The 13,428-nt window shown below is 72.5% G+C and carries 9 protein-coding genes; 8 read left to right on the top strand and 1 reads right to left on the bottom strand.

The features are described from left to right. Nucleotides 1-10 precede the first annotated feature (10 nt). The 8 genes from ACSYGN_RS04635 (at nucleotide 11) to ACSYGN_RS04600 (ending at nucleotide 11,845) form a co-directional block, all read left to right on the top strand. A complete protein-coding gene (locus ACSYGN_RS04635; protein ID WP_460403229.1) occupies nucleotides 11-937 on the top strand; it encodes a carbohydrate ABC transporter permease in 927 nt (308 codons plus the stop codon). A gap of 65 nt (nucleotides 938-1,002) precedes the next feature. Next, a complete protein-coding gene (locus ACSYGN_RS04630) occupies nucleotides 1,003-2,256 on the top strand; it encodes a glycoside hydrolase 5 family protein (protein ID WP_460392085.1) in 1,254 nt (417 codons plus the stop codon). Further along, nucleotides 2,253-4,319: an endo-beta-N-acetylglucosaminidase gene (locus ACSYGN_RS04625; RefSeq protein WP_460392083.1), complete on the top strand. Its 2,067-nt coding sequence runs from the start codon at nucleotides 2,253-2,255 to the stop codon at nucleotides 4,317-4,319. Before ACSYGN_RS04630 ends, ACSYGN_RS04625 begins: the two co-directional genes overlap by 4 nt. 78 nt (nucleotides 4,320-4,397) lie before the next feature. After that, nucleotides 4,398-7,424 carry an alpha-mannosidase gene (locus tag ACSYGN_RS04620; RefSeq protein WP_460392081.1) on the top strand — a complete coding sequence of 1,009 codons (3,027 nt, stop codon included), beginning with the start codon at nucleotides 4,398-4,400 and terminating at the stop codon, nucleotides 7,422-7,424. A gap of 413 nt (nucleotides 7,425-7,837) precedes the next feature. Next, nucleotides 7,838-9,133: an enolase C-terminal domain-like protein gene (locus tag ACSYGN_RS04615; RefSeq protein WP_460403227.1), complete on the top strand. Its 1,296-nt coding sequence runs from the start codon at nucleotides 7,838-7,840 to the stop codon at nucleotides 9,131-9,133. Nucleotides 9,134-9,165: 32 nt separating this feature from the next. Then, nucleotides 9,166-9,921, top strand: a complete 756-nt coding sequence (locus ACSYGN_RS04610; protein ID WP_460403225.1) for an SDR family NAD(P)-dependent oxidoreductase — start codon at nucleotides 9,166-9,168, stop codon at nucleotides 9,919-9,921. Further along, the gene (locus tag ACSYGN_RS04605; RefSeq protein ID WP_460392079.1) at nucleotides 9,918-10,997 is read left to right on the top strand and encodes an aldo/keto reductase; all 1,080 of its coding nucleotides are present in this window, start codon (nucleotides 9,918-9,920) and stop codon (nucleotides 10,995-10,997) included. Before ACSYGN_RS04610 ends, ACSYGN_RS04605 begins: the two co-directional genes overlap by 4 nt. Further along, on the top strand, nucleotides 10,994-11,845 hold the full coding sequence (locus ACSYGN_RS04600; RefSeq protein ID WP_460392077.1) for an amidohydrolase family protein: 852 nt from the start codon (nucleotides 10,994-10,996) through the stop codon (nucleotides 11,843-11,845). Before ACSYGN_RS04605 ends, ACSYGN_RS04600 begins: the two co-directional genes overlap by 4 nt. 85 nt (nucleotides 11,846-11,930) lie before the next feature. On the opposite strand, the gene ACSYGN_RS04595 is transcribed toward ACSYGN_RS04600, so the two are convergent. Then, complete coding sequence (locus ACSYGN_RS04595) at nucleotides 11,931-13,352, bottom strand: lipase maturation factor family protein (protein ID WP_460392075.1); 1,422 nt, start codon at nucleotides 13,350-13,352, stop codon at nucleotides 11,931-11,933. Between the last annotated feature and the right edge of the window lie 76 nt (nucleotides 13,353-13,428).

Here is a 13,428-nt window from a genome sequence, read left to right as displayed (position 1 = left end):
CGCGAACAACATGAGCACCACCGTGAACACCGCACGGCCCGCCGCGACGACCGCGACTCCCGCGACCTCCGCGGCCGCCCGCCGCCCCCGCCTCACCGACGAGCACGGCCGCCGCATCCCCCTCTGGGAACTGGCCCTGCGCTATCTGCTGCTGCTCGCCGTGCTCGCCCTGACCGTGGGCCCCTTCGTCTGGCAGCTCTCGACCTCGCTCAAGGGCCCCACCGAGGACATCTTCAGCTCACCGCCGAAGTTCCTGCCGGGCCGTCCCACCCTGCACAACTACCAGCGCGTCGCCGACACCATCCCCGTCTGGGACTACGCCCTCAACTCGCTCAAGGTCGCCACCGCCAACGTCGTGACCAACTGCGTCGGTTCGGCCCTCGCCGGCTACGCGCTGGCCCGGCTGCGCTACCGGGGACGCCGCGTCACCACCCTGGTGTTCATCCTCGCGATGCTCGTCCCGGCCGAGGGCATCATCATCGCCCAGTTCACCACCATGCGTGAACTCGGCCTGAACAACACCCTCGTGGGCGTCGTCCTGCCCGGGGCGATCGGCGCGATGAACGTGCTGCTGATGCGCAACGCCTTCCTCGGACTGCCGTACGAGATCGAGGAGGCCGCCTACGTCGACGGCGCCAACGTCTGGCAGCGGTTCCTGCGGATCGCGCTGCCCGCCGTCAAGGGCACCCTCGCAGTCGTCGCCATCTTCGCCTTCATGGGCGCCTGGGACGACTTCCTCTGGCCGCTCATCGTGCTCAGCGACCCCTCCAAGTTCACCCTCACCATCGGCCTCAACTATCTGCACGGCACCTTCGCCAACGATGAACGCCTCGTCGCCGCGGGCACCGTCATCGCCGTGGCGCCGCTGATCGCCCTTTTCGCCTGTCTCCAGCGGTACTTCTTCCGCGGTGTCGGCGAGGGCGCCGTCAAGGGCTGACCTCGGCTCCGTACACCGCCGTTCGAGCGTTCCACGCACCACCGTCCGAAGGAACTGGAACCCGCATGCCTTCAGCCGTGCGCTTCGGCGTCAACTACACCCCCAGCGAAGGGTGGTTCCACCACTGGCTCGACTTCGACCCCGACTCCGTGCGCGCCGACCTCGACTCCATCGCGGCGCTCGGCCTCGACCACATCCGGGTCTTCCCGCTGTGGCCCTACTTCCAGCCCAACCGCACCCTGATCCGCCCGCGCGCCGTCGACGACCTGGTGCTGCTCGTCGACGCCGCCGCCGAACGCGGGCTCGACGTCAACGTGGACGGTCTGCAAGGCCACTTGAGCAGCTTCGACTTCCTGCCCGCCTGGACCAGGACCTGGCACCGCCGCAACCTCTTCACCGACCCGGACGTCGTCGAGGCCCAGGCCGACTACCTTCGCACTCTCGCCGCCGCCCTCGCCGGCCGGCCGGGCTTCCTCGGCATGACCGTCGGCAACGAGGTCAACCAGTTCTCCGCGGGCCCGCACCCCGACCCCGACCGTGCGAGCGCCGACGCCGTCGACGCCTGGCTGACCCGGATGCTCGCCGCCTGCGAGGAGGGCGCCCCCGGTGGGCAGCATCTGCACGCCGAGTACGACGCCACCTGGTACCAGGACGACATGCCGTTCACCCCGGTCCAGGCCGCCCGGCACGGCGCCCTCACCGCCGTGCACTCCTGGGTCTTCAACGGCACCGCCCAGCGCCACGGCCGCGCCTCCGTCCCCACCGAGCACCATGCCGCGTACCTCGTCGAACTGAGCAAGGCGTGGGCCGACGACCCGCACCGCCCCGTCTGGCTCCAGGAGGTCGGCGCCCCCGAGCCCCTGATCCCCGCCGAGCACGCCGCCGCCTTCACCGCGGCCACCGTCGCCCACGCCCTGGACTGCCCCGATCTGTGGGGCATCACCTGGTGGTGCTCCCACGACGTCTCCCGCGACCTCGCCGACTTCCCCCCACTGGAGTACGGGCTCGGCGTGCTGACCAACGACCGGCGGCCCAAGGACCTCGCCAGGATCCTTTCCGCCTTCGCCGACAGCCCCCCGCCCGCCCCCGCCCCGCGCACCACGGCGCTGATCGTCCCGGCCGACCCGGCCGTCCGCTCCCGCTGCGCCCCAGGCGGGCCCGTCTTCGACGCCTTCTTCCGGCTCACCGCCGACCGCGCCCGCCCCACCACCGTCCTCGACACCCGCGCGGACGACAAGGACCATCTCGCCGCACGCGGCATCACCGAGGTCGTCACTCCCGATCAGGTACTCCCACACCCACCAGGAGGCAGCTCGTGAACCCCACCAGACGCACGGTCCTGCTCGCCGCCACCGGAGCCGCCGCCACGACCACCCTGGGTCCACTCCCCACCGCGTCCGCGGCATCGGCCAGGCGGGCGGCCCCCGCTGCCGACGCCGCCGCCACGCCCCCGTACGTCTCGTACTGGTATCCCGACACCTTCCCCTCCGGCACTCCCGGCACCGGCATCACCTGGCGCAGTCTGAAGACCTGGACCGCCGCCGGCGACGCCGACCTCGCCTTCAACACGGCCGCCGTGCCGCTTGCCGCCCGCTTCACCCCGACCCCGGCCAACACCACCGCCCGCGCCGGGCAGGCCCGTGTCCAGTCGCTGGTCTCCTTCGCCCCGACGTCCGCCAACCCCTCCCAGGGCGCGGCCACCGCCGACTACTACGCCCTCACCCACTGGGCCTACCTCGACGAACTCGTCTTCTGGGGCGGCTCGGCCGGTGAGGGCCTGATCCTCGCCCCCAACGCCCCCATTGTCGACGCCGCCCACCGCCACGGCGTTCCCGTCCTCGGCAACATCTTCCTGCCGCCCACCGCCTACGGCGGCCAGCTGCAGTGGACGCGCGACCTGGTGCAGAAGGACTCCGCAGGGCACTACCCGCTCGCCGCCCAACTGGTCGCGGTGGCCGCCGCGTACGGCTTCGACGGCTGGTTCGTCAACGCCGAGACGGGCGGCGGGAACGCCGCGCTCGGCGCCGCCGTGCTCGGCTTCGTCACCGAGCTCAAGTCCCTCGCCGCGGCCCGGGGACAGCGGGTCACCTGGTACGACGCGATGACCGTGAACGGCGCGGTCAGCTGGCAGGGCGCGCTGAACACCCAGAACCAGGCGTTCTTCCAGGCCGCCGACGACATGTTCGTCGACTTCCGCTGGTCCACGAGTACCCTCGCCTCGTCCGGCACCAAGGCCGACCGACTGGGGCGCAGCCGGTACGAGTTGTGGGCGGGCGTCGACGTCGAGTCGGGCGGGTCCGGCAGCAGCGTCAACTGGAACGCGATCGTGCCGACCGGCTCGGCGCACATCGCCTCCCTCGGCTTCTACCGGCCCGAGTGGACCCGCAACCATCTGCCCGCCGCCACCCGCACCCCGGGCGACTTCCACGCCTCCGACGACCGGTTCTGGACGGGCCGGTCCCTGGACCCCGGGCAGCCGGACGGCACCGATCCGTGGCGGGCGCCCGCCGTGTCGGTCGCGGACCGGTCGACGGTGACCTCGCTGCCGTTCGCGAGCGTCTTCAACACCGGGCACGGGCTGACGTGGTACGAGGACGGGGCGGTTGCCTCGGACACCCCCTGGAATCACCTGGGGCTCCAGGACCGGCTGCCGTCACGGCGGTGGGCGGTGCGGACGGCCGGGACGCGGCCCGCGGTGACCTTCGACTTCGCGGCGGCCTGGCGCGGTGGGAGCAGCGTGCTGGTGAGCGGCGCACTCGACCGGGCGGCGGTGCTCGATGTGTATGCGGTACGGCTGCCGGTGACCGCGGACACGGTTGTCGAGCTGACGTACCGGACCGATGCTGGAGAGGTGAACGTCGAGCTGGCCGTCGCCACGGATGAGCCGAGCGGCGCGGGGCAGGCGCCGCCGTACACCTATCCGGCCGTGGCGGACACCGACTCGGTCAACGGCTGGACGACCGCGACCGTCCCGCTCACCGGCCTGACCGGCACGATCCACACCCTCGGCGTCCGCCTCACCGCCACCACCACCGGGCCCGTGCAGTGGCGGCTGGGCGGCATTGCCGTCTACGACACCCCCGAGGACGGATCAGGCAAGCCCGGTACCCCCGGCTCTCCGACCGCCTTTGCCGTCACCGCCGCCTCCGGGGGCGACCTCCGCCTCGGCTGGAGCGCCGCGCCCGGCGCCGTACGGCACTACGAGATCCACCGCGTCCTTCCCGACGGCACCAGACGTTTCCTCGGCGGCACCTGCCAGCGTGCCTGGTTCGCCGCCGGGATCCAGCCGGAGCAGGGCGAGCAGGAGACGCGGTTCGAACTGCGTGCCGTGGGGGAGCTCTACACCTCGTCGGACCCGGTGACCGTCACCCACCCCTGGTGACTCCGCCACCGAGCCGCTGACCCACTGGGCAGGTGCCTGCCCGGTGACCATCGCAACCCAGCAACGGGAGCACCTCACATGCATGACGACCGCACGCTGGTCGAAGCCCGCCTCCGCCGCGTCCTCGACGAGCGCATCCGCCCCGCCGTGTACCCCGAGTCCGTGCCGCTCCAGGTCGCGGTGTGGCACGCCCCCGGGGAGCCGGTGCCGGTCGCCGAGGGACTCGCGGCCGAGCCCGAGCCGATCGAGGTGGGCGCCCGGTGGGGTGCTCCCTGGGGCACCAGCTGGTTCCGGGTCACCGGGACCGTGCCCGAGAAATGGGCCGGACGGACCGTCGAGGCGATCCTCGACCTCGGCTTCGACGAGAACATGCCCGGCTTCCAGTGCGAGGGCCTGGTCTACCGGCCCGACGGCACCCCGGTGAAGGGCCTCAATCCGCGCAACCAGTGGGTGCGTGTTGCCGCGCCCGCCGAGGGCGGCGAGGAGGTGCGGCTGCACATCGAGGCCGCGTCCAACCCCGTCATCCTCGACTACCATCCTTTCCTCCCCACGCAGTTGGGCGACAAGGAGACCGCGGGCAGCGCACCCCAGTACACGCTCGCCCGGATGGACCTCGCGGTCTTCGACGAGACGGTGTGGCAGCTGATCGCCGACTTCGAGGTGCTCGGCGAGCTGATGGCCGAGCTGCCGCCGGAGTCGGCCCGCCGCTGGGACATCCTGCGGGCGGTCGAGAGGGCGCTGGACGCCGTCGACCTCCAGGACGTGGGCGGTACGGCGGCCCGCGCCCGCACCCTGCTCGCCCCGGCGCTGGCCGCGCCCGCCGCGCCCTCCGCGCACCTCATCAGCGCCGTCGGCCACGCACACATCGACTCGGCGTGGCTGTGGCCGCTGCGTGAGACCGTCCGCAAGGTCGCCCGCACCACGGCCAACATGACCGCCCTGATCGAGGACGAGCCCGAGTTCGTCTTCGCCATGTCGCAGGCTCAGCAGTGGGCCTGGATCAAGGAGCACCGGCCCGAGGTGTGGACGCGGGTGAAGAAGGCGGTGGCCGAGGGACGGTTCGTGCCGGCCGGCGGGATGTGGGTGGAGTCGGACACCAATATGCCGGGCTCCGAGGCGATGGCCCGTCAGTTCGTGCACGGCAAGCGGTTCTTCCTCGACGAGTTCGGCATCGAGAACGACGAGGCGTGGCTGCCGGACACCTTCGGCTTCGCCGCCGGGCTCCCGCAGATCATCCGGGCCGCCGGGTCGACCAGGCTGCTCACCCAGAAGATCTCCTGGTCGCGGACCAACTCCTTCCCGCACCACACCTTCCTGTGGGAGGGCATCGACGGCACTCGGATCTTCACCCACTTCCCGCCCGTCGACACCTACAACTGCTCCATGAAGGGCGGCGAACTCGCCCACGCGGCACGCAACTTCAAGGACAAGGGCCGCGCCCGGCACTCCCTCGCACCGACCGGCTGGGGCGACGGGGGCGGCGGTACGACGCGCGAGATGGTCGCCCGGGCGGCCCGGCTGCGCGACCTGGAGGGCTCGCCCACGGTGGTGTGGGAGACGCCCGCCGACTTCTTCGCCAAGGCGGAGGCCGAGTACCCCTCGCCGCCGGTCTGGGTGGGCGAGCTGTACCTCGAACTGCACCGCGCCACCCTCACCAGCCAGGCGAAGACCAAGCAGGGCAACCGGCGCAGCGAACACCTGCTGCGCGAGGCCGAACTGTGGGCGGCCACCGCCGCCGTACGCGCCGGATTCCCCTACCCCTACGACGAGTTGGACCGCATCTGGAAGACGGTGCTGCTGCACCAGTTCCACGACATCCTGCCCGGCTCGTCCATCGCCTGGGTGCACCGCGAGGCCCGCGCCACCTACGAACGTGTCGCCGCCGAGCTGAACGCGATCATCGACGCCGCCCAGCACGCCCTGGCCGGTGAGGGCACCACCCCGCTGCTGTTCAACTCCGCCCCGCACACCCGCGCCGGTGTCCCCGCGGGCGGCGCGCGGACACCGGTCACCGAGGGCGCCACCAGCCTCACCCCGCGCCCGGCGGGCGGCCACGTCCTCGACAACGGCCTGCTGCGCGTCGAGATCGACGCCCGCGGTCTCGTCGTATCCGCCTACGACCTCGTAGCCGACCGCGAGACCATCGCCCCCGGCGCGGCGGCCAACCTCCTCCAACTCCACCCGGACTTCCCGAACATGTGGGACGCCTGGGACGTCGACGAGTTCTACCGCAACACCGTCACCGATCTCGTCGAGGTCGACGAGCTGACCGCGGGTGAGGACGGGGTATCGGTGCGCATCGTGCGCTCGTTCGGCGCATCCCGGGTCACCCAGGTGCTCACCCTGCCGCCGGGGGAGCGGCGCCTCGCCGTGGACACCGAAGTCGACTGGCATGAGACGGAGAAGTTCCTGAAGCTCGCCTTCCCGCTCGACCTCCACGCCGAACGGTACGCGTCCGAGACCCAGTTCGGGCACTTCCACCGGCCCACCCACACCAACACCTCGTGGGAGGCGGCCAAGTTCGAGGCGTGCAACCACCGCTTCGTCCATCTGGCCGAGCCCGGCTGGGGCGTCGCCCTCGTCAACGACTCGACGTACGGCCACGACGTCACCCGCACCGTCCGCGACGCGGACGAGGGCGGTGACCGGGGCACCACCACCACGGTCCGGGTCTCCCTGCTGCGCGCCCCGCGCTTCCCCGACCCCGAGACCGACCAGGGCGTCCACCGCTTCCGCCACGCTCTGGTGCCCGGCGCGGACATCGGGGACACGGTCCGCGAGGGCTGGCGGATCAATCTGCCGGAACGTCGGACCATTGGTGCCGCCGAGGTGGAGCCGCTGGTGTCGGTGGACCGGGACGCTGTGGTCGTCACCGCGGTCAAACTCGCCGACGACGGCAGCGGCGACATCGTCGTCCGCCTCCACGAGGCGCACGGCGGACGCGCCCGCGCCACCCTGGTCGCCGGGTTCGAGTTCACCGGCGTCACCGCCACCGACCTGCTGGAACGCCCGCTCGCGGACACCGCGGCGCCCGAGCGGGACGGCCGGCGGATCGCCCTGCGGCTGCGCCCCTTCGAACTGCTGACGCTCCGCCTGTCCCGCTGAGGGGCCAGCCACATCGAGGAGTGCCGAGGAAGGGAGCCCCATCGGGAAGGACTGCTCTAGCCAGGAAGTGATCGGACGACTAAGGTCGAAAGTGCGGGAAAATTGCCGCCCAAGGCTGTCCTATGCGCCGAGTGGTCGGATAAATCTTTCCGGCACCTGCTTCCCCGGCAGCACCGAGGACACCGGCGGCCCGGGGCCGGAGGCTGCGGCGGTCCGCTCGCGGGCGGACCGCCGCACCCCGGCACCCGCCCCACCGGACCTCACCGACCGAAAGGCGCCCCGTGCCCCCGACCCCGCCCCGGCCCGTCCCCGCCCCACCGGCCGCCCAGGCTCCTGCCAAGGCCCCCGCCCAGGCTCCCGCCAACGCCCGCGCCCAGGCCCCCGCCCGCGTCACCGCGCTCGACACGTACGACATCCGCTTCCCCACCTCGCGCGAACTCGACGGCTCCGACGCGATGAACCCCGACCCCGACTACTCGGCGGCCTATGTCGTGCTGCGCACCGACGCCGCCGACGGCCACGAGGGGCACGGCTTCACCTTCACCATCGGGCGTGGCAACGATGTCCAGGTCGCCGCCATCGACGCACTGCGCCCCCATGTGCTGGGCCGCCCGGTCGCCGAGGTCTGCGCCGACCCCGGCTCGCTCTTCCGCGACCTCGTCGGCGACAGCCAACTGCGCTGGCTGGGGCCCGAGAAGGGCGTGATGCACATGGCGATCGGGGCCGTCGTCAACGCCGTCTGGGACCTCGCCGCCAAACGCGCCGAGAAACCCCTGTGGCAACTGCTCGCCGACGCCGAACCGGAGTGGCTCGTCGGCCAGATCGACTTCCGCTACATCACCGACGCGCTCACCCCCGAGGAGGCCCTGGCCGTCCTGCGCCGCGGCCGTACCGGCGCCGACGAACGCCGTGCCCGGCTCCTGGAGCGCGGTTTCCCGGCGTACACCACCTCCGCGGGCTGGCTCGGCTACGACGACGAGAAGCTCGGACGTCTCGCCGCCGCCGCGGTCGCCGACGGCTTCACCCAGATCAAGCTGAAGGTCGGGGCCGATCTCGACGACGACGTACGGCGCTGCCGCACCGCCCGCGCGGTCGTCGGTCCGGACGTCCGCATCGCGCTCGACGCCAACCAGCGCTGGGGCGTCGCCGAGGCCATCCGCTGGACGAGGGCACTCGCCCCGTTCGACCCGTACTGGATCGAGGAGCCCACCAGCCCCGACGACGTCCTCGGCCACGCCGCGATCCGCGCCGCAGTCGCCCCCGTCAAGGTCGCCACCGGCGAACACGTCCAGAACCGCATCGTGTTCAAGCAACTGCTCCAGGCCGGTGCCCTCGACGTGCTCCAGATCGACGCCGCCCGCGTCGGCGGCGTCAACGAGAACCTGGCGATCCTGCTGCTCGCCGCCAAGTTCGAGGTGCCCGTCTGCCCGCACGCGGGCGGCGTCGGACTGTGCGAACTCGTCCAGCACTTCTCGATGTTCGACTATCTCGCGGTCTCCGGCACCACCACCGACCGCATCATCGAGTACGTCGACCACCTGCACGAACACTTCACCGACCCCGTCGTGATCCGCGACGGCCACTACACGGCGCCCACCGCGCCGGGCTTCTCGGCCGCCATGCGACCGGAGTCCATTGCGCGCTACACCTTCCCCGGCGGTACCTTCTGGGCGGCGGACCCGCAGACACAGAAGGACCGGGCGGCATGAGCGAGTCCGACACAGCTGAAGGGACGGACCGGATGAACGACTTCGAGGGGCTCACCGCCCTGGTGACCGGCGGCGCCTCCGGCATCGGCCGGGCCACCGCCGGCCTCCTCGCCGCGCGCGGCGCCCAGGTCGCCGTCCTCGACCTCGACCCCTCCGGCCTCGCCGCGCCGCTGCTCGCCCACAAGGCCGACGTCACCGACGACGCCTCGGTACGGCAGGCCGTGGCCGCCGCCGTGGCCGAACTCGGCGGACTCGACATCCTTGTGAACAACGCGGGCATCGGCGCCCAGGGCACCGTCGAGGACAACGACGACGAGGAATGGCGCCACGTCCACGACGTCAACGTCCTCGGCATGGTCCGCACCAGCCGCGCCGCCCTGCCCCATCTGCGCCGCTCACCGCACGCGGCGATCGTCAACACCTGCTCGATCGCCGCCACCGCCGGGCTCCCGCAACGCGCCCTCTACAGCGCCACCAAGGGCGCGATCCTCTCCCTCACCCTGGCCATGGCCGCCGACCACGTCCGCGAGGGCATCCGCGTCAACTGCGTCAACCCCGGTACGGCGGACACCCCGTGGATCGGCCGCCTCCTCGGCAAGGCCCCGGACCCGGCCGCCGAACGCGCCGCCCTGGAGGCCCGCCAGCCGCTGGGACGGCTGGTGTCCGCCGAGGAAGTCGCGGGCGCCATCGCCTACTTGGCGAGCCCCCTGTCCGGCGCCACCACCGGCACCGCCCTCGCCGTCGACGGCGGGATGCAGGGCCTGCGGCTGCGCCCGGCGGGCCGGTGAACACCCCGCCCGGCGGGGCGCCGGTGAGCACCGTCCTCGGCCGCAGCGGGGTGCGGGTCAGCCCGCTGGCCTTCGGCGGCGCCGCGATCGGCAACCTGTTCACCGAGGTCGGCGACCAGCAGGCCCACGACGCGGTGGACACAGCCTGGCGGTACGGGGTGCGCTACTTCGACACCGCCCCGCACTACGGCCTCGGCCTGTCCGAACGGCGCCTGGGCAACGCCCTGCGCGACCGCCCCCGCGCCGACTACGCCGTGTCCACCAAGGTCGGGCGGCGGCTGGAGCCGGTGACCGAGGTGTCCGGTGACGACATGGACGCCGGGTTCGCCGTGCCGGCCACACACCGCCGGGTGTGGGACTTCGGGGCCGACGGCATCCGGCGCAGCCTGGAGGGCAGCCTGGAGCGGCTGGGCCTCGACCATGTCGACATCGTCTATCTGCACGACCCCGACGACCACGCCGAGCAGGCGTTCCGCGAGGGCTACCCGGCCCTGGAGAAACTGCGCTCCGAGGGCGTCGTACGGGCGATCGGCGCCGGTATGAACCAGACCGCGATGCTCACCCGCTTCGTCCGCGACACCGACGTCGACGTGGTGCTCTGCGCGGGCCGCTACACCCTGCTCGACCAGAGCGCCCTCACCGACCTCCTCCCGGCCGCCCTCGAACGCGGCACCTCCGTGGTCATCGGCGGCGCCTTCAACTCCGGCCTGCTGGCGGACCCGAGGCCGGGGGCGACGTACAACTACGCCGCCGCACCGGCCGGGTTGCTGGAGCGCGCCCTGCGCCTCAAGGACCTCGCCGACCGGCACGGCACCTCGCTGCGCGCCGTGGCCCTGGCCTTCTGCGCCGCCCATCCGGCGGTCGCGAGCGTCCTGGCCGGTGCCCGCTCGGCGCACGAAGCCGCCGCCTCTGCCCGGGAGTTCGCCACACCGGTGCCCGCCGCCCTGTGGCAGGAGCTACGGGACACCGGCCTGCTGCCGCCCGCCGCGCCGGTACCGGCCGACCCAACGGCCGCAACGGGTGACCCAACGGCCGCCCCAACGGCCGACCCGCCGACCGACAGGAAGCTGCCATGACCGCCGCCCCGACCGTGGACGCTCACCACCACGTCTGGGACCTGTCCGTGCGAGACCAGGGCTGGCTCACCGGCCCCGAACTCCAGCCCCTGCGCCGCGACTTCACCCTCACCGACCTCGCTCCCGAGGCCCGTGCGGCGGGCGTCGGCCGCACCGTGCTCGTCCAGACGGTCACCGTCCCCGAGGAGACCCCCGAACTCCTCGCCCTGGCTGACCGCCAGGACCTCGTCGGCGCCGTCGTCGGCTGGACCGACCTCACCCGCCCGGACGTCGCCGACGAACTGGCACGGCTGCGCACCCTGCCCGGCGGCAGCTTCCTCAAGGGGATCCGCCACCAGGTGCAGGGCGAGCCCGACCCGGAATGGCTGCTCCGCCCCACTGCGCAGCGGGGTCTGACGGCGGTCGCGGACGCGGGCCTCGCCTACGACCTCGTGGTCCTGCCCCACCAACTGCCGGTCTGCGTCAAGGCGGCCGAGTCCCTGCCCGGGCTGACCTTCGTCCTCGACCACCTCGGCAAGCCCCCGGTCGCCACCGGTGCCCTCGAACCCTGGGCGGCGGCCGTCCGTGTCCTCGCCGCGCTGCCCAACACCGTCTGCAAGCTCTCCGGCCTGGTCACCGAGGCCGACCACGGCTCCTGGACCACCGCCGACCTCGGGCCGTACGCCGACACCGTGCTGGACGCCTTCGGCCCCGGGCGGCTGATGTACGGCTCGGACTGGCCGGTGTGCACGCTGGCCGCGTCGTACGGCGAAGTGCTCGACGCGGCATGCGAGTTGACGTCGGACCTGAGCGAACCGGAGCGCGCCGAGCTGTTCCACGGCACCGCCACCCGCGTCTACCGCCTCTGATCCACCGCCTGCGGCCCACGAGCCGTGATCCACCGCCTGCGGCCCACGAGCCGTGACCTACCACCTCCGGCCCACGAGCCGTGGCCTACTGCCGCCGGCTCTCCCACGACAGCCGGGTCGGCGGCAGGAACTCCCGCACATACGTCCGCTCCCAGCACGCCCCCGTGGCCCGCAACTCCCGCCAGGAGGTGAACCGGTAGCGGAAGAGGCGGGCGCGGATCCAGCGCGGCGGCTCGCCCGGCGGGAAGGGGCAGCGGCGCAGCAGCCTGACGGTGTCCCGGTCGTTCTCCAGCAGCCGCTCCACCAGCGGACCGAACCAGGCACCCGCGTAGCCCGGCGAGAGCGCCACGAACCACATCAGCCAGTCCAGCCGCAGATGGTAGGGCGCGAACTGGCGCGGCCAGTGCCGCGGATCACCCGGCTTGCCCCGGAACTCGTACTCCCGCCACTTGGCCCCCTCGTCCGGTACGGCGTCCGCCGTGCCCTCCAGCACCACCTCGTGGCGCACCCGGCTGACGGTGCCGAACGCGCCGTAGGTGTTGACCAGATGCAGCGGGTCGAAGGAGCGGTTCATCACCTGGCGCCGGGAGACCATGTTGAGCACCGGGCGATGGCTCAGGAACACCAGGAAGGCGGCGACGCCGAGGACCACCGCCTCGTACCAGACCGGCGCCCCGGCCGTGTGCGGCGGCTCGGCGGGGAAGGGGACCGCCGACAGGGCGAGCACGATGGTGATCCAGTTCAGCCAGGAGAAGTTGCCCGAGAGCACCAGCCACAGCTGGGTCACGATCATCACCGCCGCCGCTGCGCCCGCGACCGGCTGCGGGGTGAACAGCAGCACGGGCACCACGAGTTGGGTGAAGTGGTTGGCGGCGACCTCCACCTTGTGCAGGGGCCGGGGCAACCGGTGGAAGAACCAGCTCAGCGGGCCCGGCATCGGCTGGGTCTCGTGGTGGTGGTAGAGACAGGTCAGCTTCCGCCAGCACTCGTCGCCGCGCAGCTTGATCAGACCGGCACCGAATTCCACCCGGAACAGCACCCAGCGCAGCAGGAACAGCACCACGACCGGCGGCGCCACCTCGTCGTTGCCGAGCAGCACGGCGGCGAAGCCGACCTCCAGCAGCAGCGACTCCCAGCCGAACGCGTACCACGTCTGGCCGACGTTCACGATCGACAGATACAGCGCCCAAGGCACCAGCCACAGCAGCATGGCCCCCCACAGCGGCAGCAGTCCGTCGGCCCCCGCGACCAGCGCCGCGGACACCGCGCTGCCCGCCCAGGCGCACCCGGCGAAGAAGCGGTCGGAGTAGTGCAGGTGGAACATGCTGGGCGCCCGGCGAAACGGCACCTGCGCGACGAACCGGGGGATCGGCAGCATGCCCCGTTCACCCAGCAGGGCCCGGAACTGCCGGGCCGCTGTGAGGAACGCGACCAGGTACACGACGGCCAGGGCCCGCTGGAAGACCAGCCGGCTCAGCCAGTAGTCGGGTGCGGTGAACCATCCCACGGCGGCGCGCTCCTCCCTCCTCCCAGTGTGGCGCCGCCCGGCCCGGGACCGGGTCCACCCGGCCGGACGTCACTCT

It is taken from the genome of Streptomyces sp. YIM S03343 (genome assembly GCF_054729195.1).
This window is presented reverse-complemented; position numbering and strand designations above follow the sequence as displayed.

Coding starts and splice junctions, on each gene's coding strand:
- ACSYGN_RS04635 (WP_460403229.1), top strand. CDS start 11: ATGAGCACCACCGTGAACACCGCACGGCCCGCCGCGACGACCGCGACT.
- ACSYGN_RS04620 (WP_460392081.1), top strand. CDS start 4,398: ATGCATGACGACCGCACGCTGGTCGAAGCCCGCCTCCGCCGCGTCCTC.
- ACSYGN_RS04610 (WP_460403225.1), top strand. CDS start 9,166: ATGAACGACTTCGAGGGGCTCACCGCCCTGGTGACCGGCGGCGCCTCC.
- ACSYGN_RS04630 (WP_460392085.1), top strand. CDS start 1,003: ATGCCTTCAGCCGTGCGCTTCGGCGTCAACTACACCCCCAGCGAAGGG.
- ACSYGN_RS04600 (WP_460392077.1), top strand. CDS start 10,994: ATGACCGCCGCCCCGACCGTGGACGCTCACCACCACGTCTGGGACCTG.